The following is a 25,974-nucleotide window of genomic DNA, read 5'->3' on the forward strand; positions in this document are numbered from 1 at the left end:
AGACCCTAGAATGACGACCTCACGTTCGCCTGCGCAAATAGCGAGCGCTGAAGCGTCGCCTCACCCCATCGGGAGCGCCGGCCAGAACTCCACGATGCGCCCGCCGGAAAACACCGCGATCGAGCCGAAATGCTGCAGCACCGCCTCGCTCTGCGTCGGGCGCAGGAAGGCATAGTCGCCGGGCTTCACGTCCGCTCCCGCCGGCAGGCCCATGAACTGCTGGTTGGAGGACAGGCCGACCAGGCTGTTCGTCTTCATCCCCTCGGGACACACCGGCTCGGCCATCCACTTGCCGCCATAGAGGTAGCAGCCTCTGCGTGGAAACAGGCCAAACGCTTGCATCGTCTTGGACACCACAAGCGGACCCGGCAGCACCGGCTCGACCACCTTCAGGATCGGCGTCGCGATGAAGGCGGCGGGCTCGAAGCCGGCGAGCCCGGGCTTGTCGAAATCGCTGGGCAGCACAAAGGCGGAGCCGATCGACACGTCGTTGGCGACGCCGCCATGATGCAGGAGCGCCGTCTTCGAGCCGCCTATGTTGAGGATGCGGCGCTGGTCTTCGCCGAGGCAGTCGGCGAATTCCTCGGTCAGGGCCTGGGCTTTCCTCAGCGCGCCAGCCTCACCGCCGAACAGGCCGGGGATTTCCGGTGCATGCGCCTCATAGGCCATGATGCCTTCGCAGCGCAGGCCCCTCGGGATGGTAAGCGCTTTCAGGTCTTCGGGGCTGGCGAAGCCGCCGCGATGCAGCCCGACATCGACCTCGAAGGCAAAGCGCAGTTCCGTGCCAAGTTCGGCGGCGAGCGCGCCATACTCGGCCAGCCGCTCCTCAGTATCGATCAGCCAGCAGACGCGCAACCAGCCGGAGCCGCCCTTCGCGAGCGCGGCCCTGGCCGCGCCGACCGGCATCGGCTTGCCGTAGAGCAGATCGGCGTCCGGAAAGGCGTCGAGCACGGCTTGCGTTACTGGCGGATGGAAGGTCATGAAACGGCTGCTGCCCAGCGCGCCGGCAATGTGCGCGAGCAGCGGCAGGCAGGCGAGCGACTTGTCGACCAGTCGCACGGCCAGGCCCGGCGCCAGCCTCTCCCTGACCAGCGCGATGTTGCCGTCCAGCCGGTCGCGGTCGAGGAGGAGCGTCGGTTGGAAAATGCCGGCTTGCCTCAGCGCCTCGGAGATGTCGGCGAAATAGGCGCTCATTTTTCGATGCCGAACAGGCCGGCCATGTAGGGCGAGACGAAGCGGTTTTCGGGATCGATGTCGCGGCGCACGGCAAGCGCTTCATCCCAGCGCGGGTAGAGTTTCTTGAAGTCCGCCGCCTTTAGGCTGTGCATCTTGCCCCAATGCGGCCTGCCGCCATATTTGCGGAAGATCGGCTCGGCCGCCCACATGAAGGGCCCGGGATCGTTTGCCGCGTCGTGATGGATGGCGATCGAGCAGGTGAGCCGCTTGTGGAACGGCGACAGCCAGAACTCGTCCGGCGCCACCGAGCGCACCTCCATCGGGAAATAGACTTCCGGGAAGTGCTTTTCGGTCAGCTCGATGATCTCGGCCAGCGCCTTCGGCCCCTCCTCGAAGGGCAGATGATATTCCATCTCGTTGAATTTGGTCTGCCGGTCGCTGGCATAGACGTTGAGCCAGTCCTGCACGTAGTCCTCGGCCGGCAGCTTGGCGATCGCGCCCAGGATCAGCCGGCGGCGCAGCGACGGCAGCCAGCGCAGCGCGGTGCGCAGCTTGCGCAGCGTCGCCAGCCCGGCCTCGTCATCCTCGGTCGGGCGTGCTGTGGTCGCCGCGTCGGAGAGATCGCTGGCGATGAACTGCGCGTAGCCCGAAAACGGGATGTAGTAGAACTCGGCCGAGCGATGCGCCGCCATCATCGTCTCGAAGCTCTTCAGCATGTCGGCGATCGGCAGCACCCATTTGCGGCGGCGCAGCCGGTAGGTCGGGATGTTGTTGATCGTCACTTCGGTGAGGATGCCGAAGGCGCCAAGCGCGACGCCGGTGGCGTGGATCATGTCCTGATCCCCCGTCCGGCTGTATTCGCGCAGTTTTCCGTTACCGTCGACGAGTTGCACAGTTTCCAACTGCGTGTGATAGGCGCCGAGTTTAGGGCCGGAGCCGTGCGTGGCGGTGCCGAGCGCGCCGCCGATCGCCTGCTTGTCGATGTCGCCCATATTGGGCAGGCCCTGGCCGATGCCTTGCAGGAGATGCATCAGCGGCCCGAGCCTTGTGCCAGCCCGCAGCCGCGCCCGGCTGGTCGCGGGCTCATGCGAGACCAGCCCCTCGATCTTCTCCAGCGACACGATCGTGCCTTCGGATTTGACCAGCGGCGTGAAGGAATGGCCGGCGCCGGCGACGCGCAGCGGACCGGGCGCGGTGCGCACGAGATCGGCGAGCTCGCCCGCATCGGCCGGGGTGGCGATCAGCTTGGGTGCTGCCTGCACCAGGCCGGACCAGTTGCTCCAGGTGTTCAGCATCGGCCCTCTCCGCTCAGGCAATGGCGCGGCGGCGCCGCGCAAGGAGGATGAACAGGCCAAGCAGCGCCACGCTGACGGCAGCGCTGGCGGCGGCGAATTCCGGCACCGGACGGAAATCCTTGCCGTCGATGAGCAGCGAGGCCGCGATCGGCCCGATCGCCAGGCCGAAGAGCTGGGCGGCCGGCACCAGGAGCACCGCCGTGCGCGTCTCGTCGGCGGTGATCGCCAGCCGGATCTGGTAAGGGACGATGAAGAGCAGGATGAAGCCCATCGCCAAAGCGGCGGTCCAGAATATCGTCAGCCCCGGTCCGCCGGCGAGAACGAGCGAACAGACAAGGGCGACGGCGCCTATCGCGGTGATCGCCAGGCGATAGTCGATGCGCGCCTCGAAGGCGGTCGCGGTCATGGCGCCGACCACTTGCGCGGCGAGGCTTGCCGAAACGATCAGGCCGACGGTGCGGCCATCTATGCCGAATTGCGCGCCGAGCGGTTCGAGAAAGGCCCAGATGGCGCCGAAGAACATGAAGTAGCAGAAGATCGACAGCAGTGCGGTGATCGAGCCGGGCGTCAGCAAATTGGCCAGATGCTCTTCCTTCGGCAGGTCGGCATAGTCGTCCGGCACGATCCAGGCGACCGCCAGCGAGAGGATGCAGACCACGCCGAGGGCCAGGAAGCCGCCGGACGAGCCGGCGGCGGGGACGACATAGAGCGCCAGTATCAGCGCCAGCGCGCATTGCGCCAAAGTCTGCACGGTGACGAAATAGCCGCCGATGCGCTCGGCCCGGCGCGAGCGGGCGATCAGCTCGGTGGCGACGGCGACCAGCCCGCCCTCGGCGAACCCGGCCAGGGTGCGCGCGCCGATCAGCGCGTTCGGGGTGGCGGCATAGGCCGTCCACCAGTTGGCGGCCGCCAGCAGGACCAGGAGAATGGTGCTCTTCCAGCGCATGTTGCGGGCAGGCAAGGCCATCGCCACGACCCCCGAGCCGATGGCAATGGCGATCATTTCCGCCGTTGCGACCAGCGCCAGCTCGTCGCCGGTGACGTGGCCCTCGGTGTAGAGCGCGCCGAGTAGCACTGGCTGAAGCCCGAGGATCAGCAGGCCGACGGAGCCGATCCACAGCGCCGAAGCGAGCTGCAGCCCGCTCGGATTGCCGACCAGCCAGTCGCCATCCTGCATCTGCCCCGCATGTGTCGAAGTCAAAGGCGCCTCCTCAACGTCCTTGCCGCACAACGAAAAAACTGACAATCTGTCAGCATTTCTGGAAACTGATAGTTAATCATGTTTCTTGTCAACCAGAAATTTGGAGCTCTCGCGAGAGATCGGCGTAATGAGCGAAGCAAGGCGAATGGCGACGGCGCCCAGGCGCAAGCCGAAGCAGGAGCGCAGCCGCGACCGCATCGATGCGATCCTTTCGACGACCATGCGGCTGATCGGCGAGAAGGGCATCGACGCCGTGACGATGAAGGAAGTGGGGGCGCTGGCCGGCGGGCCGATCGCTACCGTCTATCACTACTTCCCCAACAAATCGGCGATCCTGGCCATGCTCTACGAGCGCTTTGCGGAGGAAAGCCGCGCCCGCTTCGGCGCGATCATCGCCGGGATCCGCGGAGTGGAGGACGTGACGGCGGCCGCGGATCGCCTGCTCGACGACTACTATCAACGCGTCGCCGAAGATCCGGCCATCCAGGACCTGCAGAATGCGATCCAAGCCGACAAGGCGCTGCAGAATCTCGACATCGCCGAGACAAGACTGCAGGCCAGGATGTTCTGCGACCATGTCGGCCCGATGCTTGAGCCCGACAGGCGCGAGGCGTTCGGCCGCGTGGTGTTTCTCATCTTCCAGCTCGCCGGCGGCGTGGTGCGGCTGGCGCTAACGCAGGATCAAGCGGAAAGCCGGCGCACGATCGATGACTACCGGTCGATCATCCACACGCAGTTGCGGCTGTTTCTTTGACCGGCGTCAGGCATCCAGCTTCGGCGCCAGGATCTCGACCAGCCAGTCGATGAACACCCTGACGCGCGGTGACAGCTGGCGGCTGCGCGGATAGAGCACCGAGATCGGCGTCGGCGCCGGCGGATTGTCGGGCAGCACCTCGACCAGCCTGCCCGCCTTGAGGTCCTCGGCATAGCGAAGCTTGGGCGCCTGGAACAGGCCGAAGCCAAGTCGCACCAGCGTGGCGCTGGTGTCGGAGTTGGCAACGGTGACGCGGGACGGCAGCACCACTTCCCGAACCCCGCCCTCGACCGTGAACTCCAGCGGAATCACCTGCCCGGTGCGCGAGGAGACGAAGCCGATCATCGTGTGCCCGGTGAGATCATCCAGGGAGCGCGGCACGCCGTGGCGCTCGAGATAGGCAGGGCTCGCCACCGTGATCTCGCGGGCGATGCCCAACCGGCGCACGATCATATCGCTGTCGGGCAGCGCGCCCGCCCGGATGACGCAATCGACGCCCTCGCGCACGAGGTCGACCAGCCGATCCCCCTCGCCGATGTGCACGGTGAGGCCCGGATGCCTTGCCAGCAGCGCTGGCAGTTCCGGCAGGATGAAGGTGCGCGCCATATGGCCGTTGACGTCGATGCTGAGCCGCCCGCGAACCTCGCCCGCGCCGAAGCCGCCCTCGGCCTCCTCCACATCGGTCAGGATGCCGAGGCAGCGCTGGTAGTAGGCCTCGCCGTCGAGCGTCGGCGTGACGTGGCGGGTGGTGCGCCTGAGCAATTGCACGCCGAGCCGCTGCTCCAGCTGCTTGATCGACGACGTCGCGCTGGAGCGCGGCAGGCCGAGATCGGCGGCCGCCGCGGTGAAGCTGCGCCGCTCAACGACGCGCGTGAAGAGCCGCATGCAGTCGAGCCTGTCCATACGCCGATTGTTCGCATGGATTGAATAGAGAAGGCAATCTCTGCCCAATTATTCCTGGAAGATAGACGAATATATGGGTGTCATCGCAACCGATGGAGATGACCATGACCAATCCCAATCGCCCCATTGCCCTGATCACCGGCGGCAGCCGGGGCCTCGGCCGCAACACAGCGCTCAGCCTCGCCCGCAAGGGCGTCGACGTGGTGCTGACCTATCGCTCGCGCGCCGACGAGGCGCAGGCGACTGTCGCCGAGATCGAGGCGGCCGGCGGCCGCGCCGCCGCCCTGCGGCTCGATACCGGCGCAGTTTCGACCTTCCCGGCCTTCGTCGAAGCGCTGACCCGCACGCTTCGGGAGACCTGGCAGCGCGACCGCTTCGACTTTCTCGTCAACAATGCCGGTACCGGCCTGCGCAAGGCGATCGCCGAGACGACCGAGGAGGAATTCGACACGCTGATGAACGTCCATCTCAGGGGCGTGTTCTTCCTCACCCAGGCGCTGCTGCCGCTGATCGAGGATGGCGGCCGCATCATCAACGTGTCGAGCGGGCTGGCGCGCTTCTCGGTCCCCGGCTCGTCCGCCTATGCGATGATGAAGGGCGGCATCGAGGTGTTCACGCGCTACCTAGCCAAGGAACTCGCCGTCCGCCGCATCACCGCCAACACGGTGGCGCCGGGGGCTATCGCGACCGACTTCAACGGCGGCCATGTGCGCGACGACGCCGACATCAACCGCGTCGTCGCCGGCATGACCGCGCTCGGCCGGGCTGGCGTTCCGGACGATATCGGCCCGATGGTCGCCTCGCTGCTGTCGGAGGACAATCGCTGGGTCAACGCCCAGCGCATCGAGGTGTCGGGCGGCATGAACATCTAGGTAACCTGGCGGATCAGCTCTTCGAAGCCGTCGGCGAGATTTGAATTGCCGGCGGCGACGAAGCTCGAAAGGCTCCTGGCTCGGCCAGGGGTCTTATTGGCATCGAGCAGCACCGCCCTGCCCTCATGCATGACGAAATCGAATTTCCCGTAGTCGAAGCCAAGTTGGCGCCTTAACGCGCGAAGCTCGTCGGGAACCGGAACAGGTTCGTGGCGGATTGTGTCGTCGCCCTTCACGAGACTTTGCGGCGACACGTGGCGGGTGCAGCGTTCGCGTTCGCCGCAAAACAGCCAGAAGCGGGCTCCAAAGCCGTCCGGCTCCGGTTCGGGAACGAATTTTTCCACCACGAGATCCTCGCGGTCGAACACTGTCGTCGGAACATCGGCAAGCGAGCGATGGACACGATAGCTGTCTAAAGCTTCGAGGCTGGGAAACGGCTCCGGCTTTCCGGCGCGTCGCGACCGCCGGTTCAGCGAGCGCTCACGCGTTCCGAGGTTGTTGAGGCTGCTCTTCACGATGACGGGCCCCTGCCATCCGTCGCCCCTGCCGATCACGGCACCGCTAACGCGACGCTTGGAGATGTCGGCGGCGCCGATGTTGAGGCAGAAGGGAAAGGCGCGCGCGTATTCGACATATTCGGCCGGCGTCACGGTCGCGTCGACATGCAGTACCGCAATGTCGGCTTCCGGCCTGGCCGCCGTGCCGGCAAGGACGCGGACCGAATGGCCGCGCCGCTTCAGTTCTTCCAGCAGGTCGAAGAGCATGTAAGGGCTGTCGCGGCGCAGCAGTAGCCCACGCCGGGTCTGAAACCGGTCGAACTCATGCGTGATGACCGCGATGCGTGACATATGCCCCTTGGTTTCCAAGCGGCCATCAAGTAATCGACACGGTCGCGTGGGAACCGGGGCGTTTTGCATGACGCAGCACTGGAATGCAATTCGCAAGCACTGGCAGTTGCTGGGGCCGCCACTCAGGCCGCCGGCGGAAGCTGTCGCAACATATGAGCGAGAACTTGATCCCTCCGGAGCACATGTCGTTCTGCTCGGCGTGACACCGGAACTCGCCGGCCTCGGCGCGACGATGACGGCCGTCGACGAGTCACCCGAAATGATCGCGGGAATCTGGCCGGGCGACACGACGTCGCGCAGAGCGGTGAACGGCGACTGGCTTGACCTGCCCGTTCCTGGCGCAAGCGTCGATGTGGTCATCGGTGATGGCTGCCTTTCCGCGCTCGCTTTGTCGGTCGCACGGCGGGCGCTGTTCGCGGCAATCGCACGCGTGCTCCGTCCAGGCGGCCGAGCGGGGGCGCGCCTGTTTGCTGGTCCGCAAGCACCCGACGACCCGCATGCGGTACGGGGGCTCGCGCTGTCCGGTGGCGTCTCCACCTTCCATGAGCTCAAATGGCGCGTTGCCATGACCGCGGCCGGCAATGCGCCCGATTATGCTATCCCCGTGAAGACCATCGCGGAACGCTTCGACGCGCTGTTCCCCGACCGCGCGGAGCTTTCAGCACGCACCGGGTGGGAATTGCCGGTCATCGGCACCATCGACGTCTACCGCAACTCTTCGGCCATCTACAGCTTCGCCCCGGCTGACGCGCTGATTGGCGAGGCGCATGCGTTCTTCGACAATGTCGGCGTCGTTCCGACAGGCAGCTATGGCCTCGCCGAGCGATGCCCGTTGCTGGTGCTGCGCTCGCCGAGGCGTTAACGGGCACCTATGAAGTTCCTTCGCGATCCCATCGGCGAAGGACCGCATTCCTCATGCGAATGCAGGCCGGGAAAAATTTCGCGCGGTTCGCTCCTTGCGCGCGCCTTGACTCTCGAAACCCTCCGGCCTATCTCAGCGCCACGTTAGCACTCGCCAATGGTGAGTGCTAACCAAGTCCGGCTTCGCCGGATGGAGGAACAGTTCTCACCGTTCTCATCGAGGAAGACACTAATGGCAAAGTCCAAGTTCCGCCCGCTTCATGACCGCGTGGTCGTTCGCCGGGTCGAATCCGAATCCAAGACCGCCGGCGGGATCATCATCCCGGATACGGCGAAGGAAAAGCCGCAGGAAGGCGAGATCATCGCCGTCGGCTCCGGCGCACGCGACGAGGCCGGCAAGCTCGTGCCGCTCGACGTCAAGGCCGGCGACCGCATCCTGTTCGGCAAGTGGTCCGGCACCGAAGTCAAGCTCAATGGCGAAGACCTTCTGATCATGAAGGAATCCGACATCATGGGCATCATCGGCTGAACATCGGCCTCACCGTCAACTGAATCTTGAATCTGCGGGTTCGACCCGAACCCCTGACAGGAGCTTACAATGGCTGCAAAAGACGTAAAATTCTCCCGTGATGCCCGCGAGCGCATGCTGCGCGGCGTCAACATCCTCGCCGACGCGGTGAAGGTGACGCTGGGCCCCAAGGGCCGCAACGTCGTCATCGACAAGTCGTTCGGCGCCCCGCGCATCACCAAGGACGGCGTCACCGTCGCCAAGGAAATCGAGCTTGAGGACAAGTTCGAGAACATGGGCGCGCAGATGGTCCGCGAAGTCGCTTCGAAGACCAACGACATCGCCGGCGACGGCACGACCACCGCGACCGTTCTCGCCCAGGCGATCGTCCAGGAAGGCCACAAGGCTGTTGCCGCCGGCATGAACCCGATGGACCTGAAGCGCGGCATCGACCTCGCCGTCAGCGAAGTCGTCGTGGCGCTCGGCAAGGCTGCCAAGAAGATCAAGACCTCCGAGGAAGTCGCCCAGGTCGGCACGATCTCGGCCAATGGCGACGAGTCGGTCGGCGCCATGATCGCGGAAGCGATGCAGAAGGTCGGCAACGAAGGCGTCATCACCGTTGAGGAAGCCAAGACCGCCGAGACCGAGCTGGAAGTCGTCGAAGGCATGCAGTTCGACCGCGGCTACCTCTCGCCCTACTTCGTCACCAACGCCGACAAGATGGTCGCCGATCTGGAAGACGCCTACATTCTCCTCCACGAGAAGAAGCTCTCCAACCTGCAGGCCATGCTGCCGGTGCTCGAGGCTGTCGTGCAGACCTCGAAGCCGCTGCTCATCATCTCGGAAGACGTCGAAGGCGAGGCGCTCGCCACGCTGGTCGTCAACAAGCTGCGCGGTGGCCTGAAGATCGCCGCCGTCAAGGCTCCGGGCTTCGGTGACCGCCGCAAGGCCATGCTGGAAGACATCGCCATCCTCACGGGTGGCCAGGTCATCTCGGAAGACCTCGGCATCAAGCTCGAGAACGTCGGCCTCAACATGCTCGGCCGCGCCAAGAAGGTGTCGATCTCCAAGGAGAACACCACCATCGTCGACGGCGCCGGCAAGAAGGCCGAGATCCAGGGCCGCGTTGCCCAGATCAAGCAGCAGATCGAGGAGACCACCTCGGACTACGACAAGGAGAAGCTGCAGGAGCGTCTGGCCAAGCTCGCCGGCGGCGTCGCGGTGATCCGCGTCGGCGGCGCGACCGAGGTCGAGGTCAAGGAAAAGAAGGACCGCGTTGACGACGCCCTGAACGCGACCCGCGCGGCCGTGGAAGAAGGCATCGTTGCCGGCGGTGGCGTGGCCCTGCTGCGCGCTTCTGGCAATCTCAAGGCCACCGGCGCCAACTCGGACCAGGCCGCCGGCATCAACATCGTGCGTCGCGCACTGCAGGCTCCGGCCCGCCAGATCGCGGCCAACGCCGGTGCTGAAGCCTCGATCGTTGCCGGCAAGATCCTCGACAACAAGGGCGCGACCTTCGGCTACAACGCCCAGACCGGCGAGTATGGCGACATGATCGCCATGGGCATCGTCGACCCGGTCAAGGTCGTTCGCACCGCCCTGCAGGACGCGGCTTCGGTCGCCGGCCTGCTGGTCACCACCGAAGCCATGATCGCGGAGGCTCCGAAGAAGGAGTCGGCTGGCGGCGGCATGCCTGGCGGCATGGGCGGCGGCGGCATGGGCGGCATGGGCGGCATGGATTTCTAATCTAGGCTATCCAGCTATCGCATGTGGAAGGGCGGCAGAAATGCCGCCCTTTTTCGTGATCGTTTTGCGCTGTGTCAGCGCAACGCCTCAACGCCCTTGCCCCTGCCCGCTAACTTTTCCCAGGCAAATTGCCAACGAAATCAGCAATTTCGATCAGGCGCCCAGGGTCCAGGCCTGAAATTGTCGGACAATAAATTTTAACACATTCGAGGTTACTAAAGGACTTGAGCACGCCAGGGTTGCTCTAGAGTGTAGGTTCTTCAGGTCAGCCTCATGCAGATTTTCCGGCGGTTTGCGCGTAGCCGCGATGGCAACGTCCTCATCATCTCGGCGCTGGTGCTGCCGCTGCTCATCGGCATGGCGGCGCTGGTCACCGAATATGGCGGCGCGCTCGTCGAGCGGGCCAGCAACCAGCGTGTCGCCGATCTCGCGGCCTTTGCCGGCGCGCTTGCCTACAACGCGACGAAATCCAGCGACCAGATGAAGGCGACGGCGGTCAATGTCGCCGTCCTCAACGGGGTGCCCGCGGCCGACGTACAAGCCTCGCTGGTGACGTCGCCGAAGACCAGCGGCATGAACGCCGTTTCGGTGTCGATCAACACCCAGAAATCGCTGATCCTGGCGCGGGTGCTGCAGGACCGCCAGCAGCTCAACATCCACGCCAACTCGATCGCCGAAGTCGGCGCGGCGGCATCGACGCCCGGCTGCATGCTGGCGCTCGACGGCACCCAGACCGGCATCACACTTTCCGGCGGCACCAAGATCACCGCGCCGAAATGCACGGTCTCGTCCAACAACACGGTGACGGTGCCGTGCGGCACGACCATCTCGGCGATCGGCGTCAACTACAATTCGACGGCGGCGCCAAGCCAGCCCTGCAGCGGCATCACCGGCACGGTCTCCAAGAAGTACACCGCCGATCCGCTGGCCGGCAACACGGCCGTCGCCGCCGCAGTCGCCCGCATCTCCACCGTGGCCGCGCTTTCGGCGACGACCGCGCCGACGGCTCCGACCAGCGTCAGCGGCGGCGATATCGCCTTTGCATGGAACCAGAGCTCGACGCAGAGCCAGGCGACCGCGCTCGGCTGCACGGCCAGCTGGGCGTCATCGACCTCGACCTGGACGCTGAATTGCGGCAGCAAGACCACGGTCAACCTCGGCACCATGACCATCGGCGGCGGCATCAACCTCAACTTCGCGACCAGCGGCGCGGCGACGACCGTCTACAATATCGCCGGCGACCTGACGACCAGCGCCACGACCAAATTTGGTCCGGGCACCTACAATTTCGCCAAGACGCTGACCACCGCCGGAACCACGACCTTCGGCGCCGGCACCTATAATTTCGGCAAGCAGGTGACCACCGCCGGAACCACCACATTCGGCGCCGGAAGCTTCAACTTCACCAAAGGGCTGACGACCGGCGGCGGCGCCACCACGACCTTCGGCGCCGGCACCTTCAAGATCGGCATCAGCGACAACATCTGCGGCGGCACCGCGCGCGTCAGCCTCTGCAACACCAGCACCTTGACCTTCGGCGGGCCGAGCACGTTCGAGCTGCCCGGCGGCTTCAACAACACCGGCGGCGCCACGCTGACCTTCGGCTCGGGAACCTCCAACAGCTACAAGATCGGCCCCGGCGGCAATGGCGACGCCATCACGCTCGGCGGCGGCTCCAAGACCATCATGGCCGACGCCAGCAGTTCCGGCGTGTTCCAGGTGGTCGGCAATGTGAATGGCGGCGGCGGCGGCAGCTGCTTCGTCGTGCCGGCAACGGCGCAGCACGACATCAAAGGCAACTTCATCGGCTCGGGCGCGATATTGCTCGGCGCCGGCATCTACACGGTGGACGGCTATTTCGCGCTCGGCGGCAGCGGTGGCGGCAGCGCCAGCTGCGGCGGCAGCACGATCAGCATCAGCGGCACCGACGTGACCCTGGTGCTGTCAGGCAAGGCCAAATCGAGCTCGGGAAGCTGCAGCGGCTACGTCTTCTGCGTGGCGGCGGGCTACAGCAACATCGTGCTGACCGCGCCGCAGTCAGGCACCATGGCAAAGCTCGCCGTGATCGGGCCGACATCGACCTCGGTCACCGCCGGCGCCACCTTCGCCGAAGGCGGCTCCAATGCCCAGATCTCCGGCGCCTTCTATTTCCCCTATGGCCCGATCATCATGAATGGCGGCTCCAGCGTGCTTGGCTCGGCCACCGATAGCACCAAGTGCCTGCAGATGATCGGCTCGCGCATCACACTGTCGGGCGGCACTGCGGCTGCGTCCGAATGCATCGCTGCCACGAGCGCCACCACCGCAAGCAAAGTGAGCCTGGTCCAGTAATGATCTCGAACATTCTTCGCGGCCTGCCGCGTGCCTTGTGCGATTCCGCCCTCACCCGGTTCCTTCGCCGCGAGACGGCCGGCGTGTCGGCAGTGGAGTTCGCGCTGGTCAGTCCGGTGCTGATCGTCATCCTGGCCGCAACCGTCGATATCGGCGCCTCGCTGAAGGCCAAGTTCGACCTCAGCTCCGCGATCTCCGCCGGCTCCAACTATGCCCTGCTCGGCGCCGACAAGGTCAGCTCGACCGGCGGCGGCACGCTTGCCGCCAACATCATGGCGGTGGCGGCAAGCGGCCTCGGCAGCAGCGGCGGCAATATCAAGGTCGTCGTCAACAACGGCGCCGCGGTGAACTATAACGCCAGCACCGCGACAGCGACCCAGAGCGGAACAGCGTCCAATGCCGACCTGTGCTACTGCCCGACCGTCTCCGGAAGCACCGTCACCTGGGGCTCGTCGGTGACCTGCAGCACCGCCTGCCCCAAGGGCGGCGTCTCCGGGAAGTTCGTGGCGATCACCGCAAGCAGGCCGTTTGCACCGCTCTTCGGCGGCCTCGGCATCGTCAACAGCGGTAACATCAGCATCGAGGCCATGGTACAGCCGAAATGAGAAAGCTGCCGTCATTTCTCCGCGACAGGTCCGGCGCCAACGCGGTGGAGTTCGCCCTGCTTTCGGTACCGCTGCTGCTGGTGCTGTTCGGCACGGTGGAGTTCGGCCGCATGTACTGGGCGCAACACGTGCTGCAGGAAACCGCCACCACGGGCGCGCGCTGCGTCGGCGTGCTGCAGAGCGGATGCACGAAAAGCGGCGTCTACAATGCCGCGACCACGATCAGCTACATCAGCAGCATGGCGGCGACGGACGGCATCGTGCTGACCGGCAGCAACATCACCGTCAACAACAACACCACATGCTCAGGCCTCAGCGGTTTTTCGACGGTGCGGATCTCCTACACGTTCTCGACCGTGCTGCCGACCTTCCTGACCGCGCTGGCCAGCGGGCCGCTGCTCAGCGCAACGGCCTGCTTCCCCAACCAGGGTGCTTAAGGCGCGTCGCCCGGATTCGGACGACGCGCTTTAAGTCCTTGCTTTCATGCATGTCGTTATCCCAAAACCGCCGCACACTTTTGGGCGACATGCATTGGACTACCGCTCCGTCAGCGCCAGCTTGGCGCCGAGCATGACGAACGCACCGGCAAAGGTGCGGCGCATCCAGGTCAGCACCTTCGGCCGCGACACGACATGGCTGCGGATCGAGGCGGCGAAGATACCGTAGCCGGCGAAGACGACGAAGGTGACGAGCATGAAGACGCCGGAGAGCTCTAGCATCTTCGACAAGGCGTTCGGCTCGGTGGTGCTGACGAATTGCGGCAGGAAGGCAAAGAAGAAGATCGACAGCTTCGGGTTGAGGATGTTGATGAGGATGCCGGACGTGATGACCTTGCCAGCCGAGCGCGGCGCGACGTTCTCGTCGACGCTGAGGCCGCCCTTCTCCTTCAGCGTGTTCCAGGCCATGTAGAGCAGATAGGCGACCCCGAGATATTTCAGCGTCTCGAAGGCGACCGCGCTGGTGTGCAGCACGGCGGCGAGGCCGGTGATGGCGGCAGCCATATGCGGGATGATGCCCAGCGTGCAGCCGAAGGCGGCGACGATCGAGGCGCGCGCGCCGCGCGAAAGGCCGGCGCTCAGCGTGTAGAGAACGCCGGTGCCCGGCGAGGCGACGACGATCAGCGTCGTCAACAGGAATTCGATGCTCAAGGGTTGATCCTCCGCGGCCCTGCCCGGCCGGAAGGTATCGGGGAGACGGCGGTGGCACAAGCGGGGTGAGGACCTAGCTTAGCGGCAGTCCATGCGCCTGGCGCGCCATCAGGCAGTCGTCGCCGCCGGGCATGCAGGCGCGGCAGACGTCGGGGCGGAGCTCGTAGATGCCGCAGGCCGTGTGCTTGCCGATTTCGCCGGTCAGTGCCGAACAGCGCACGCCGTCGCAGCGCATGCCCGACAGGTCGGCCGAAACGAATTTCTCCGGGATGCGGTCGAGCTGCTCATCCTCCTCGGTGGAGAAGCGCGGCCATTCGGCCGAATAGGAACAGCAGGCGCCGCAGCTCTGGCAATCGAAAAGCATGCCGTCGACGGCAAGCGGCGAGGCCAGACCGGCGGCCGCGCCGGATGGCCGGCCCAGGTCTCCACGATCCGCGTCGCTCGGCAATGCGCTACTTCTTCCCTTTGGTCTTGCGGGGCGGCGTTTCCACCGGCCCTTCGAACAGGTCGGTCGCGGCCGGTTCGGCCTTCGGCGCGGCGGCCGGCTTGGCCGGCTTTGCAGCGGCGGCGGGTGTCGCCGGCTGGTCCTTGGCGGAGAATTTTATGGCCATGTCAGTCCTCGTCAGCAAAACGCGATGACGGCGCCCGCGGATTGCGCAGACGGCCGATGAGCGCCGAAACCGCCGTGATGTTCATTTCCTCGGGCGACCAGTTCCTGGCCTCCGCCAGGTGATGCGGGGCCAGCTCGCGATGCGTGCTGCCGCTATAGGCGGCGTCCGGATGCGTTACCCGCTCATGGGTTTTGCCATCCTCGCGCACATACTCGATCAGATAGTTGGGGCATCCGGCGCGGCTGCGCACACCGACCCGCACCTGGGCATCGCCATGGGCACGCTTGCAGCGTTCCAGCTTTTCCAGCACGCGCCGGACGTACTCGACCGGCTTGTCCAGGACATCGACCATATCGGCAATCGTCGAATCGGCGGCGATCGGCGTCGGCGGAACGCGCTTGGTGGCCATCAGCGTTTGCCCGTGCGTTTCGGCAAGGCGGCGAGCGCGGCGGCGGCCACCCTGTCCTCGGCTTCCTTTTCCAGCCGCAGCTCGCGCAGCCGCGCGGTCTTGGCCTCGCGGGCCTGGCTGGCGGCATCCTGCTCGGAAACGATGCGGCTTAGCGACATCGACTGGGTCCGGGCCCGGCTGAAAAGCGATTCAGCTTGGTCGCCCTGGGTCTTCGAAGTGAGGGACAAAATCTTCTCCTGGTCCGGCGCATCCATAGGCCGGCGCGACGGTGCTTAGCACATCCCGACCGACCTGCGACGCACAATTCAGTGCCCAAAAGCGAAAAAGGTCAGGCATTGCCTGACCCTCCTCTCGCCATCGACCGGTGCCAGTACATCCGTGGTCACCGGGAAGGCTGAATTCCGTATTACGCCGCCTTCAACTGGTCGGCGGCCATCTTGCCCGACTTGTTGTCGCGGACCATCTCGTAGCCGAGCTTCTGACCTTCGACGATGTCGCGCATTCCGGCGCGCTCGACGGCCGAGATGTGGACGAAAACGTCGGCCGAGCCATCATCAGGCTGAATAAAACCGAAGCCCTTGGTGGCGTTGAACCATTTAACCGTACCTGTGGTCATAACGAACCCTTTCCATTGCAAATATTCATTCGCCGCCATGCGAAAGCACAACGACGTTTATCTCGATTTTTGATGGGGGAAGTTCGTCAAAGGCGCGCTTGGCGCGCGGATAACAAAAGTCGGTCAAACAAATATCGACGTATTTCTTGTAAACTTCTTTTCGTCGCGTGTCAAATTCCTCGTTTGGCGAGCCACCGAAGCGAGCCGCATGGTACCGGGTGATTGCGAGACGAGGCTACTGACCGTCGCGGTCGGGGGCGCAAAGAGCCGTCAAGCGCCAGATCGAAAAAAAATCGCAAAGCGCGGGAACCATCTTGGCATCCGCGCATTTTGGTACGGTCAGCAATTCATGGAAGCAATTTCAGGAAAGGCTGGCACAAAGGACGCCTCCCGCGCGATAAAAGGTGCGAGGGGCGTTCTTTTTGTCTGGCGCCTCACATGATCACGCTCATCATCGGCAGGACCTCGTAGCGGAAGCCGCGCCCCGAAAGCACGACCGGGTCGGCGTCGGTCAGCGCCTTTGCCTCGGCTTCCGTGCCGACGCGCAGGATGCAGAGGCCCCAGGGCCCCGCCGGATCGGCGACCGGACCGGCGATCATCATCCTGCCCTCCCGAAGCTGGCCGCGCAGATAGTCGGCATGGCGGCCCATCAGCGCCCTCTCCTCCTCGGTCAGGGTGAAGGCGAAATCCGGGCGCGGCGGGATCAGCCGGCAATGGTACACGCCGGGCGGCTTGATGCCGGCCTCGCCGGCGAGGAAGGCGCCCAGCCAGCCGAGCACGCGCTCCCAACCCTGACCATGATCGCGGCAGGAGTCGTGGCGCGCGCCAAAACCTTCATGGCGCAGCGTCAGCCGGGTCCCGGTCCCGACCGCCTCCAGCGTATAGGTGACGGTCGTCACTTGATCGCCGTCCCATGGCGCCTTCCAGGTCATCACCAGGCGGTGCGGCGGCTCGATCTCGAGATATTCGCCCTGGACGTGGAAATCACGGCCATCGGCGCCCTTGCCCTCGGAGCGCCAGGCGCCGCCCGGCCTGACGTCGGCGGTGTGCTTCGTGGTGCGGTACATGTCGTCGGCACCCCACCAGAGCGGGATCTGGTCCTCAGCGGTGATCGCGCGGAAGACGCGTTCGGGCGGCACGGCGATCGTCACCGTCGCCAGGATGCTGCCCACCGAAACGTCGGCGATCGCGCGTGGTCTGTCATTGCCCGCCATCACTCGTCCTCCAGATAGGATTTCAGATTGCCGAGGCTCGCCTGCCAGAAGTCGCGGAAGGGCAGGATCCAGTCGGCGACGTCCTTCAACTCCGCCGGCTCCAGCCGGTAGAGCCGTTCGCGGCCGCGCTTCTGCTCGGAGACGACGTTGAGCTCGCGCAGGATGCGCAGATGCTTGGAGATCGCCGGCCGGCTCTGCGAGAACGCAGAGGCCAGTTCGTTGACCGGCGCCGGCCCCTGCCGCAAGCGGTCGAGGATGGCGCGGCGCGTCGGATCGGCAATGGCGCGGAAAACGGAGCGTTCGGGATCAGCCTGCGGCATGATACGTATCCATTTGGTTACGTATTATGCTGAACCGGCGCCGCGGTCAATTCTTTTGAAGAGGTATGGGATGCCGCAGCCGAGGGCGGACGGCCTGATCCATGCCGAAGCCCCCCTGGCAGTCGAAGCGATCGAGGATCGCCTTGAGCCCTTCTGGAGGCCCCTCCTTGTGGTCAGTCCTGTTCGTGAGGGCCAGGCTCCGGCCACGTCTCCTTCGCCGCCTCCGCGTACCAATGCCGCATCGCCGGCGTCGAAAGCACGGCGTCGACATAGGCACGGGTATCCGGCGCCAGCTCGCCGCCATAGGTGTCGAAGCGGGTGACGATCGGCGCGTACATGGCGTCCGCCGCGGTGAAATGGCCGAACAGGAACGGGCCGGCTTTGCCGTATGCGGCCCGGCATTGCCGCCAGATCGCCTCGATGCGCGCCCGCTGCGCCTCGCCCTCGGCGTCGAGCGGCTTGTGGCTCTTCGGCCGGCGCAGGTTCATCGGCCAGCCGTAGCGCACCTCGCGGAAGCCGGAATGCATCTCGGTCGCCACCGAGCGCGCCAGTGCGCGGGCGCCGATATCGTCCGGCCAGAGCCTTTTTTGCGGAAACAGGTCGGCAAGATATTCAAGGATGGCAAGGGTTTCCCAGACGATCCTGCCATTGTGATTCAAGACCGGCACCAGTCCGGTCGGCGACACCTTGGCGAGATTGGCAAAGGTCTCGGGCGTGCGCAGGCGCACGAAACTCTCCTCGAACGGGATCTCCAGATGCCGCATCGCCACCCAAGGCCTCAGCGACCAGGAGGAAAAGCACTTGTTGCCGATGAAGAGCGTGAATTCAGCCATGGTTCCTCCCGTGCGCTCGCCTGCGCAGGCGCACCCTACCCCGCCTGCCTACCAGGCCGATCCCGAAAAAACGACCAGGGCCGCCGTCCGGCCCGCCTCAGAAGCTCAGGCTCTTGGAAAAAGCGTTGGTGAAGACCACTTCGCCGTGGTCGCCTGCCGCCGCGCCCAGCACCACATCCAGGCTGTCGCCGGTCACCCGCGCCAGCGCGAAGCCGCCCCTATAGGCGGCCTTCGGCTTGAACAGGTCGAGCCCATCGCGGCGGTAGATCATCGGCACCTCATGCTGGTGGCCATGAAAAATGGCAATGACGTTGTAGCCCTTGAGAGCGGCGAGCAGAGCCTGGCGGTCGGCCTCGCTCCACCAATGCGGCGCGCCGGTGCCGTCGTCGTCATAGGTTCGTTTGGCCGGATCCCAGCGCTCGATCGAGAACGTGTCCCAGCCATAGTGCTGGAACAGGATGACCGGGCGGCCGTCGCCGGCGTAGGTCGCCAGGTCCTGCCTCAGCCACGGCAGGCTGCTCAGAGTGCCATGGGCGGTGTCGCCGGCAAAACGATGCGTCTGGATGAGATGCAGGCCGCCCCAGTCCCAGGAATAGCAATCTGTGTCGACGTCGTACTCGGTCGCCGGCACAGGCGGCTTGAAGAACACGCCGGCGCGGTGGTTGACCTCGACATAGTCGCGCAGCTCGCGGCGATACCAGTCGACATGCGGCGGCGAGCCGTTCTGGTCGAGATCGTGGTTGCCGAGCCCGACATAGACGGGCATGTGCACGCGGTCCGGCCCGATGCCCTGCTGGTAGCGCTGGCTGAACTGCAGGAGCTGCGTGCCCTCGCTGGGCTCGGTGACCTGGCCGCCGCCATCGTCGGTGATGTCGCCGCCGGTGACGAGGCCGAGCGGCGTACCGATGCGGCTGCCGGCCGAGCGCAGGCCGGTGGCGACACCGCCGATCTCGGCCGGCCATTCTTTGTCGGCGATGCCGTTCAGCGCTGCCACGTTGCGCAGCAGCGCGGCGTCGGTCTTGCCCTCCTGCAGGCAATTCGGGCTCAGCCCGCTTGCCATGCGGCAGGCATGGATATCGGCGATGAACAGGAAGGTGGCGTCGATCGGCTGGATGCGCTGCCCGGTCTGGCCGAATGCCGGACGGGCAAAGACGCCGGTAGCCGCAAAGCTCGCCATCTGCGCCAGGAAAGCGCGACGGGAGATCGAACGGGTTCGCCTGCGATGCATCATGGCCGAGATTGAGCACAGGCGGCGCCCGGCCGTCCAGTTCCCACCCCGGCCCGCCAAGCATCGACATGGCGGTATGGGTCTGGCAGTCTTGGGCCTTCAACTTGAGCGGGAAGAGGAGAATGCGATGAGAGCCGCAACGATCGGCATGGCCCTGCTCGCCATGGCGGGCGCCGCGCATGGCGCCGAATGCGTTGACGCCAAAACCGCCAAGACCGGCTTCGTGCTGGAGATGCCGGGCATCCGCAGCGAGTTCCGGCCGGCCGCTGGCGGCATGGTTTCGGTCGCCAACACATACCAGTCCGAATCGCCGCAGACGCAGTTCCTCTATGCCGGGCTGATCGAGGTGTTTCGCGACAGCACGACCGGCCACCTTGCCGCTCGGCGACCTGAAAAAGCTGTTTCCGCTGAAAGCGGGCGCGAAGAGCACGACGCAGTTTGTCGAACTGTCGCCGAACAAGCAGCCGAAGGGCACCAAGACGCTCGAGCTGGCGGTGAAGGGCAAGGAGACTTTCAGCCTCGGCGGCTGCAAATACAATGTGCTGGCGGTCAAGGAGACATTCAAGAACCAGGCCGGCGAGACGCTGGACACGTTCACCGCGCTCTACGCGCCGGATCTCGGAGCATCGCTGGCCAGGCGCTATGACGAGGGCACGAGTTCGGAGAGCGTGGTCGGCTACGAGACGATCAAGCCGCTGGCGCAGTAGCGCCTGAGGGCCGCAGGCGCCGGCGCTTCGGCATCAAGATGGTCTGAGCAGCACCCTGCGGCGTCGTTTCGCCGCCAATCCGCTGGGTGATGGCGGCGCACTCCGCTCCAGCGCTTCCAAACACTCCCGCAGCACGCCCGCATCCTGCGCCGTCTTGGCCATCGACATGGCGCCGGAATAGGCGGCGACCGCCAGCGCGGCGAAGCGCTCGGGATCGGTGCCTTCGTCCCTGCCGGCCTGCTGGTCGGCACGCACCTTGTCGGCAATCGCCCGCCGCCAGCCGGCAAAAATGCCGGCAAGCGAAGAGCGGAAATCCGGGTCGGCGAGGGACAGTTCATGGGCGAGGTTGTTGAGCGGGCAGCCGCGCACGAAGCCTTGCCGCTCCAGTTCCGCCGCCACTGCTTCGAACACGGCGCGCACGCCTTCGCGCGCCGAAGGGGCGGCGCGCACCGGCACGATCCAGGTCTCGTCCACGGCGGCAGCCACGCGCTCCTCGATCACCGCCAGCGCCAGCGCCTTCTTGGTCGGGAAATGGTGATGCAGCGCGCCGCCGGTGACGCCCGCCGTCGCCATCAGGTCGCCGAGGCTGGAGGCGTGATAGCCGCGTGCCTGGAAAGATTCTTCCGCCACGTCGAGCACACGGCGGCGCATGCCCTCCGGGTCATTGGTGCGTTTTTGGCGCATCGCCATCTCCTCCTTCTCCCCTTGCGGGAGAAGGTGCTTGAACGAAGTGAAGGCGGGTGCTCCAGCTTGGCAAAGACGGCGATCCGTCCAGCACCCCTCATCCGTCTTGGCGCTGCGCGCCAATCCACCTCCTCCCACAAGGGGAGAAGGCAAAGGAGAAATAGCAGATTGACAAAACAGGACAACCGGTCTGTTTTGGAAAACAGGATGACCACCCTGTTTTGGAGACCGACTATGGACCTTGCTCGAAACAAAACGGCCTCACCCGTCGCCGAACTCCGGCAGTACACGCTGAAGCCCGGCCGGCGCGAAACGCTGATCGATCTCTTCGACCGCGAGTTCATCGAGAGCCAGGAGGCGGCGGGCATGACCATCATCGGCCAGTTCCGCGACCTCGATCGGCCCGACATGTTCGTCTGGATGCGCGGCTTCGATGACATGGCGGCACGGAAGGACGCGCTGACCGCCTTCTATGACGGGCCGGTCTGGGCGGTGCACAAGGATGCCGCCAATGCGACGATGATCGATTCCGACGACGTGCTGCTGCTGAGGCCGGCATGGCCGGGCGCCGGCTTCGACCTCAAAGGGCTGTGCCGGCCAGCGCCGGCCGAAGTCGAAAACCAAAGCGAGAATAATCGCTTGCCCGGTATTGTTGAGATCCGGATTCATCATTTGCGATCCGGCGCTGAAGCCGGTTTCGCAAACCGTTTCGAGACCGATGCCGTTCCGCTGCTTGCGGCGAACGGTGCCCGGTTGCTCGGAGCCTTTCTCAGCGAACGTGCGGAAAACACCTTCCCGCGCCTGCCGGTACGGTCGGACGAAAACGTCCTTCTCGTCGTCACCGGTTTCGACGACGAAGCTGCGCGAACGGGGCATCTGACCGCCCTCGCCGCCTCGCCGGCATGGCAAGTGTTTCTCGGCAAGGCCGAGCCGGATCTGGCCAGGCCGACGGAAACCCTGCGGCTCTCGCCGACATCGCGGTCGCTGCTCGGGCTAGCCTTGCAATGATCGCTCCGGCGCACGCATGCTGCCGGTGACGCCCGCACCGATGGCGGGGGCATGCATGGCCTGGACGGGCGGACAACGCTTGCTCCAGCCGGTTGCCTGCTCCAGCGCGTGGGAAATCCCAAGCAGCCTGTGGTCCTCGCTGGGGCGGCCGACAAGCTGAATGCCGATCGGCAGGCCGCCTTTGGACAGGAAAAGCGGAAGGCTGGCGGCTGGTTGCCCAGTGACGTTGAAGATTTCCGTGAACGGCGCAAAGCCGTAGGCTCGGTCCACCCATGCTGCGTAGTCGAATGCGACGTCATTGCCACGGACGGTGCCAATCGGGGGCGGCAAGTCGGCCGTCGCCGGCGTCATGGTCAGGTCGAACCCCTCGAACGTCCGCGCCATCGCAAGCGATGCCCGATGCTGTCGGGCCTGCGCCCTCAGATAGTCGGCGGCCGACGACCGGCGGAAACGGTCCAGCGCATGCAAGCTCAGCGCTTCGATCTCGCCGGGCAGAGGCATGCGGCCGATCTCGTTCGCACGCTCGTCGACAAGCAATGCGACCTCCGACATCCAGAAAATGCTCCATTCGGCGCCGCCATCGGCCTCGGGCGGAAAGCGCGCCTGGGTCACCTCGTGCCCCATCTCCTCCAGAAGCACCATGGCTTGCTGGAACTTCTCCTCGATCTCCGCGGCCACGGGCGTGCCGTCCGGCCGCTGCGCCAGGCAGGCAACGCGCATGCGTTCATCGGGCGACGACAGCCAATCCAGATAGGACGGCACCGATCTCGACACGAAACAGGGCGAGCCCGGTTCGGGACCGGCGGTGATGTCGAGCATTGCGGCAGTGTCACGCACGGTTCGGGAAAGAACGTTCTCCACAAAAAGTCCGGCGCCGACCTGATCGCGATAAGGGCCGACGGGATTGAGCCCCCGGGATGGCTTCATGCCGAAAACGCCGCAACACGCGGCCGGGACCCGGATCGAACCGCCGATGTCGGAGCCGTGGGCAACCGGCACCATGCCGCTTGCCACCGCGGCCGCGGCGCCGCCGCTCGAGCCGCCCGCTGTCACCGACAGGTCCCACGGGTTCAAGGTCGGGCCGTGAACGAGAGGCTCGGTGACGAAGTCGTTGGCGAATTCCGGCGTGTTCGTCTTGCCGAGCAAGGTCAGGCCAGCGGTCCGCCAGCGCCTGACGATTTCACTGTCGGGCTTCGGCGCGGCATCCCTGAAATACAGCGACGCGTGGGTGGTCGGCCACTCCCGCACATGGACGCCGGTGTCCTTGACCAGGAACGGGACGCCTGCCAGCGCAGCCTTTGCGTCGCAGCGCGCGGCGGCGGCAAGCGCGCGCTCCGCGTCGATCAGCGTCACCGCGTTGATTGCCGGGTTGAGCAGTTCGATCGCTTCGATCGCGGCTTCGGCAATTTCGACGGCGGACAGTTCGCCGGAGCGGACGTGGCCGGCCAGGGCTACGGCGTCCAACGCCATGTATTGCGCAAGGTTCATGAGCGCCCTCCATCCATCCGGCGAGGCCCGTCGTCCATCCGCGTCTGGACGTAGTCCGAGATGGCGGCTGCGACCAGCGCCGGATCTTCCCAGTGCGGATTGTGCCCGCAATGCGCCGCGGCCACGAGCATCGCGGCGGGAATCTCCTGGACGAGCCGTTGCTGATGGGTTGCGTCGAAGATCGGATCGCGCCCGCCCGCGATGACAAGTGTCGCGACACGCAAGGCGCGGGCGGCGGCGGTGAGGTCCGTTCCGCGTATTTCGTCCAAAATCGCGCGCCAGCACGCCGCTGGCATCGCCGATGCCTCGCTGGCGGCGGCCGTGAGAAAAGCCTGTGGCACGCCGGGCTGGCAGGCATGCCACCAGGCATAAAACGGGTCCGCCGGCGAGATCGGATCGCGCAATTCCCGCACGCCTGCGACCATTGGATGGTCCGCTGCGAGATCGGGCTTCAAAGTGCCGGCCAGAAGCACCAGCCCGCCGATGAGTTCCGGCTGCCGTGCAGCCATCTCGACCGCAATCATGGCGCCCAGCGAATGGCCGACCACAATCGGTCGCTCTAGCCGCAAGCATTGCACCAACCTGGCGATATCCGCGGCGAAGTCGCCAATGCTGAAGCCCCGGCCCGTCCGCGTTGCCCCATGGCCGCGCAGGTCTGGAATGACCAGGCGGCGACCGGCAAGGTACGGCGCAAGAAGCGAAAAGCTGCGGCTGGTGTCGGTGAAGCCGTGCACCAGCAGCAGCGCCGGCTCCGACCCGGCGATCTCGACATAGGCCATTTCGAGGCCGTCGAGGTCGATGACCCGCTTGCGGCTGGCCCAGACTTCCTGTTCCGGCCAAGGGGCGAGTGCGGCAGGGCTCACAGGCCGAGCTTCTCCTTGACGGCGGCAAGGCCTGGCTTGCCGTCGAAGGTGGTGACGCCGGCGAGCCAGGCGTCGAGGCGGTCCTTGTTCAGCGTGATCGCCTTCAGTCCAGCCTCCTCCGGCTTCATGCCGTCATTGATCAGATAGCCCATGCCGACATTCTCGAAATCGACATCGAAGACGAGATTCTTCAGGAGCTGCGCGACGTTCGGGCATTGCTGGAGGTAGCCCTTGCGGACCTGCGTCGTCACCGTCGCGGCGCCGAAATTGGGCCCATAGAACTTGTCGCCGCCGGTCAGATACTTGAAGTCGTACATGGTGTTCATCGGATGCGGCGCCCAGCCCTGGAAGACGATGAACTGCTTTTCCTTGATCTCGTAGCCGACCTCCGAAAGCATGCCGGCTTCGCTCGACTCGACGACCTGCCAGCCGCCGAGGTCCAGCGACGGGTCGGCTATGGCATCCATCATCAGCTGGTTGGATCCGGGCTCGATGCCGTACATTTTCTTGCCGAACTTGTCGGCGAACTTGTGCAGGTCCGAGAAGTCCTTGACCCCGGCCTCCCAGACATAGGTGGGCACCGCGAAGGTGTATTTGGCGCCCTCGAGATTGACCCGCACATTCTCGACCGAACCGTCCGTCTTGTAGGGTTCGTAATAGGTGACCATCGCCGGGTTCCAGTAGCCGAGGAACAGGTCGAGATCATTGTTCTTCATGCCCTCGTAGATGACGTTGATGCCGAGCACCTGGCTTTGCGGCTGATAGCCGAGCGCCTGCAGCAGGACGTTGGCTATTCCCGTGGTGAAGGCGAGATCGTTCCAGCCGGGTTCGGCCATGCGAACAGCGCTGCATTCCTTGGACTCCGCCGCCAGCCCCGGTTGCGTCGAGAGCGCCAGCACGCAGAGCGCGGCGCCTGCCCCTAGTAAGCGATGCATTTCGGTTCTCCTCATTTGCGGGTCGTTGACCATTTGGTCGTTATATTGTCCCACTGGTCAATTCTTGATCTCGACGGACGAAAATGTCAACCTCGATTCTCGATGCATGGAATTCGCCTGTGAAACTCAAGCGTCTCAGTGACATACGCCGCACGGAGCTGCGGCAGGCGGCCTTTGCCGTGCTTCAACGCGAAGGCATTGCCGGCGCAACCATCGAGAAGGTCGCCGCACAGGCGGGCGCCTCGAAGGGCATCGTGCTGCATTATTTCAGCAGCAAGCAGGAACTCTTCGAACATGCGATGCGCGAATCGAACCTCGTCTTGCGCAAGGCCGTGGTGGCGCGGCTGCGGCACGCCCATACGCCGATGCAGCGGGTGGATGCCATCATCGACGGCAATTTCGAACCGCACCTGTTCCAGCCATCGCTCTGCCATGCCTGGCTTTCGCTCTGTGCCGAGGTGCCACGCGACGAGAAGCTGGCGCGCATCCAGAAGGTGCTGCATGCGCGCATGCGCTCCAATCTTTTGTCCGGCCTCAGCGCCCTTGCCCCGTCCGAGGACGCCGACGAGATCGCGCTCGGCGTCACGGCGCTGATCGACGGGTTGTGGCTGCGGCTCGGCCTACAGCCGGGAAGTGTGTCGCGCGAACAGGCGATCCGCCAGGTGAAGGACTATGTCGCGGCGCGGCTGGCCATGCGCGAGCCTTTACCGGCCGGCGCTTAGGCGCAGCCTGCCCAGGTCAGGCGAAGTTCATACTGTGGGATAGCCCTTCGGGTTGACCGCCCCTGCCCGTCAGCGTTGCACTCCTGGC

General features: G+C 65.3%; 30 protein-coding genes. 11 read left to right on the forward strand and 19 right to left on the reverse strand.

The window, feature by feature from the left end; genetic code table 11:
* Positions 1-60 precede the first annotated feature (60 nt).
* From JG743_RS20805 to JG743_RS20815, 3 genes are read right to left on the reverse strand one after another with little or no spacing between them, the layout of a single operon-like run.
* Entirely contained in the window at positions 61-1,194 is a 1,134-nt protein-coding gene (locus JG743_RS20805; protein WP_202292636.1) for an alanine racemase, read from the reverse strand.
* Positions 1,191-2,471: a D-arabinono-1,4-lactone oxidase gene (locus tag JG743_RS20810; protein WP_202292637.1), complete on the reverse strand. Its 1,281-nt coding sequence runs from the start codon at positions 2,469-2,471 to the stop codon at positions 1,191-1,193. Before JG743_RS20810 ends, JG743_RS20805 begins: the two co-directional genes overlap by 4 nt.
* Positions 2,472-2,484: 13 nt before the next feature.
* Positions 2,485-3,672, reverse strand: a complete 1,188-nt coding sequence (locus JG743_RS20815) for an MFS transporter (protein ID WP_244672841.1) — start codon at positions 3,670-3,672, stop codon at positions 2,485-2,487.
* Positions 3,673-3,799: 127 nt separating this feature from the next.
* Here JG743_RS20815 and JG743_RS20820 point away from each other — a divergent pair, with 127 nt between their 5' ends.
* The gene (locus JG743_RS20820; protein WP_202292638.1) at positions 3,800-4,426 is read left to right on the forward strand and encodes a TetR/AcrR family transcriptional regulator; all 627 of its coding nucleotides are present in this window, start codon (positions 3,800-3,802) and stop codon (positions 4,424-4,426) included.
* A 6-nt stretch (positions 4,427-4,432) separates the two neighbouring features.
* Here the strand turns inward: JG743_RS20820 and JG743_RS20825 are convergent, their stop codons facing one another.
* Positions 4,433-5,329 carry a LysR family transcriptional regulator gene (locus tag JG743_RS20825; protein ID WP_202292639.1) on the reverse strand — a complete coding sequence of 299 codons (897 nt, stop codon included), beginning with the start codon at positions 5,327-5,329 and terminating at the stop codon, positions 4,433-4,435.
* Between the two features lie 98 nt (positions 5,330-5,427).
* Between JG743_RS20825 and JG743_RS20830 the strand changes: the two genes are divergently transcribed.
* Positions 5,428-6,201, forward strand: a complete 774-nt coding sequence (locus JG743_RS20830; RefSeq protein ID WP_202302785.1) for an SDR family NAD(P)-dependent oxidoreductase — start codon at positions 5,428-5,430, stop codon at positions 6,199-6,201.
* Here the strand turns inward: JG743_RS20830 and JG743_RS20835 are convergent.
* Complete coding sequence (locus JG743_RS20835; protein WP_202292640.1) at positions 6,198-7,049, reverse strand: hypothetical protein; 852 nt, start codon at positions 7,047-7,049, stop codon at positions 6,198-6,200. The two genes, JG743_RS20830 and JG743_RS20835, sit on opposite strands and share 4 nt — an antisense overlap.
* 67 nt (positions 7,050-7,116) lie before the next feature.
* On the opposite strand from JG743_RS20835, the gene JG743_RS20840 reads away from it, so the two are divergent.
* The 6 genes from JG743_RS20840 to JG743_RS20865 all read left to right on the forward strand — a co-directional run bounded on the left by JG743_RS20840 (position 7,117) and on the right by JG743_RS20865 (position 13,537).
* Positions 7,117-7,911 carry a class I SAM-dependent methyltransferase gene (locus JG743_RS20840; protein WP_202292641.1) on the forward strand — a complete coding sequence of 265 codons (795 nt, stop codon included), beginning with the start codon at positions 7,117-7,119 and terminating at the stop codon, positions 7,909-7,911.
* A gap of 231 nt (positions 7,912-8,142) precedes the next feature.
* Complete coding sequence (gene groES / locus JG743_RS20845; RefSeq protein WP_006203049.1) at positions 8,143-8,439, forward strand: co-chaperone GroES; 297 nt, start codon at positions 8,143-8,145, stop codon at positions 8,437-8,439.
* Between the two features lie 69 nt (positions 8,440-8,508).
* Positions 8,509-10,164 (forward strand): chaperonin GroEL, encoded by a 1,656-nt coding sequence (gene groL / locus JG743_RS20850; protein WP_202292642.1) that lies wholly within the window; start codon positions 8,509-8,511, stop codon positions 10,162-10,164.
* A gap of 273 nt (positions 10,165-10,437) precedes the next feature.
* Complete coding sequence (locus JG743_RS20855; protein ID WP_202292643.1) at positions 10,438-12,495, forward strand: TadE/TadG family type IV pilus assembly protein; 2,058 nt, start codon at positions 10,438-10,440, stop codon at positions 12,493-12,495.
* Positions 12,495-13,100: a TadE/TadG family type IV pilus assembly protein gene (locus JG743_RS20860; RefSeq protein WP_202292644.1), complete on the forward strand. Its 606-nt coding sequence runs from the start codon at positions 12,495-12,497 to the stop codon at positions 13,098-13,100. The genes JG743_RS20855 and JG743_RS20860 overlap by 1 nt, the downstream gene beginning before the upstream one ends.
* On the forward strand, positions 13,097-13,537 hold the full coding sequence (locus JG743_RS20865; protein ID WP_202292645.1) for a TadE/TadG family type IV pilus assembly protein: 441 nt from the start codon (positions 13,097-13,099) through the stop codon (positions 13,535-13,537). Before JG743_RS20860 ends, JG743_RS20865 begins: the two co-directional genes overlap by 4 nt.
* A 99-nt stretch (positions 13,538-13,636) precedes the next feature.
* Here the strand turns inward: JG743_RS20865 and JG743_RS20870 are convergent, their stop codons facing one another.
* The 10 genes from JG743_RS20870 to JG743_RS20915 form a co-directional block, all read right to left on the reverse strand.
* Positions 13,637-14,248 (reverse strand): LysE family translocator, encoded by a 612-nt coding sequence (locus tag JG743_RS20870; protein WP_202292646.1) that lies wholly within the window; start codon positions 14,246-14,248, stop codon positions 13,637-13,639.
* A 73-nt stretch (positions 14,249-14,321) separates the two neighbouring features.
* Positions 14,322-14,696 carry a YkgJ family cysteine cluster protein gene (locus JG743_RS20875; RefSeq protein ID WP_446720868.1) on the reverse strand — a complete coding sequence of 125 codons (375 nt, stop codon included), beginning with the start codon at positions 14,694-14,696 and terminating at the stop codon, positions 14,322-14,324.
* Between the two features lie 4 nt (positions 14,697-14,700).
* Positions 14,701-14,859: a hypothetical protein gene (locus JG743_RS20880; protein ID WP_202292647.1), complete on the reverse strand. Its 159-nt coding sequence runs from the start codon at positions 14,857-14,859 to the stop codon at positions 14,701-14,703.
* Between the two features lies 1 nt (position 14,860).
* Positions 14,861-15,268, reverse strand: a complete 408-nt coding sequence (locus tag JG743_RS20885) for a hypothetical protein (RefSeq protein ID WP_202292648.1) — start codon at positions 15,266-15,268, stop codon at positions 14,861-14,863.
* Complete coding sequence (locus JG743_RS20890) at positions 15,268-15,522, reverse strand: hypothetical protein (RefSeq protein ID WP_202292649.1); 255 nt, start codon at positions 15,520-15,522, stop codon at positions 15,268-15,270. Before JG743_RS20890 ends, JG743_RS20885 begins: the two co-directional genes overlap by 1 nt.
* 152 nt (positions 15,523-15,674) lie before the next feature.
* Complete coding sequence (locus JG743_RS20895) at positions 15,675-15,884, reverse strand: cold-shock protein (protein ID WP_202292650.1); 210 nt, start codon at positions 15,882-15,884, stop codon at positions 15,675-15,677.
* Between the two features lie 434 nt (positions 15,885-16,318).
* Positions 16,319-17,098 carry an SRPBCC domain-containing protein gene (locus JG743_RS20900; protein ID WP_202292651.1) on the reverse strand — a complete coding sequence of 260 codons (780 nt, stop codon included), beginning with the start codon at positions 17,096-17,098 and terminating at the stop codon, positions 16,319-16,321.
* The gene (locus tag JG743_RS20905; RefSeq protein ID WP_202292652.1) at positions 17,098-17,418 is read right to left on the reverse strand and encodes an ArsR/SmtB family transcription factor; all 321 of its coding nucleotides are present in this window, start codon (positions 17,416-17,418) and stop codon (positions 17,098-17,100) included. The genes JG743_RS20900 and JG743_RS20905 overlap by 1 nt, the downstream gene beginning before the upstream one ends.
* 173 nt (positions 17,419-17,591) lie before the next feature.
* A complete protein-coding gene (locus JG743_RS20910; protein WP_202292653.1) occupies positions 17,592-18,251 on the reverse strand; it encodes a glutathione S-transferase family protein in 660 nt (219 codons plus the stop codon).
* A gap of 97 nt (positions 18,252-18,348) precedes the next feature.
* Positions 18,349-19,482 (reverse strand): metallophosphoesterase, encoded by a 1,134-nt coding sequence (locus JG743_RS20915; protein WP_202292654.1) that lies wholly within the window; start codon positions 19,480-19,482, stop codon positions 18,349-18,351.
* A 371-nt stretch (positions 19,483-19,853) separates the two neighbouring features.
* On the opposite strand from JG743_RS20915, the gene JG743_RS34180 reads away from it, so the two are divergent.
* On the forward strand, positions 19,854-20,186 hold the full coding sequence (locus tag JG743_RS34180; protein WP_244672842.1) for a hypothetical protein: 333 nt from the start codon (positions 19,854-19,856) through the stop codon (positions 20,184-20,186).
* Between the two features lie 33 nt (positions 20,187-20,219).
* Here the strand turns inward: JG743_RS34180 and JG743_RS20925 are convergent, their stop codons facing one another.
* Entirely contained in the window at positions 20,220-20,870 is a 651-nt protein-coding gene (locus JG743_RS20925) for a TetR/AcrR family transcriptional regulator (protein WP_244672843.1), read from the reverse strand.
* Positions 20,871-21,104: 234 nt separating this feature from the next.
* Here JG743_RS20925 and JG743_RS20930 point away from each other — a divergent pair, with 234 nt between their 5' ends.
* Positions 21,105-21,878 carry an NIPSNAP family protein gene (locus JG743_RS20930; RefSeq protein ID WP_202302791.1) on the forward strand — a complete coding sequence of 258 codons (774 nt, stop codon included), beginning with the start codon at positions 21,105-21,107 and terminating at the stop codon, positions 21,876-21,878.
* Here the strand turns inward: JG743_RS20930 and JG743_RS20935 are convergent.
* From JG743_RS20935 to choX, 3 genes are all read right to left on the reverse strand, one after another.
* Positions 21,864-23,366, reverse strand: a complete 1,503-nt coding sequence (locus JG743_RS20935) for an amidase (RefSeq protein WP_202292655.1) — start codon at positions 23,364-23,366, stop codon at positions 21,864-21,866. The genes JG743_RS20930 and JG743_RS20935 overlap by 15 nt on opposite strands.
* Positions 23,363-24,145 carry an alpha/beta fold hydrolase gene (locus tag JG743_RS20940; RefSeq protein ID WP_202292656.1) on the reverse strand — a complete coding sequence of 261 codons (783 nt, stop codon included), beginning with the start codon at positions 24,143-24,145 and terminating at the stop codon, positions 23,363-23,365. The genes JG743_RS20935 and JG743_RS20940 overlap by 4 nt, the downstream gene beginning before the upstream one ends.
* A gap of 80 nt (positions 24,146-24,225) precedes the next feature.
* Positions 24,226-25,164, reverse strand: a complete 939-nt coding sequence (gene choX, locus JG743_RS20945) for a choline ABC transporter substrate-binding protein (RefSeq protein ID WP_202292657.1) — start codon at positions 25,162-25,164, stop codon at positions 24,226-24,228.
* Between the two features lie 83 nt (positions 25,165-25,247).
* On the opposite strand from choX, the gene betI reads away from it, so the two are divergent.
* Positions 25,248-25,886, forward strand: coding sequence for a choline-binding transcriptional repressor BetI (gene betI, locus JG743_RS20950; RefSeq protein WP_202292658.1), 639 nt, complete (start codon positions 25,248-25,250; stop codon positions 25,884-25,886).
* The last annotated feature ends 88 nt before the right edge of the window (positions 25,887-25,974 follow it).

The organism is Mesorhizobium sp. 131-2-1, assembly GCF_016756535.1.
In the GTDB taxonomy this organism is placed as follows: Bacteria; Pseudomonadota; Alphaproteobacteria; order Rhizobiales; family Rhizobiaceae; genus Mesorhizobium.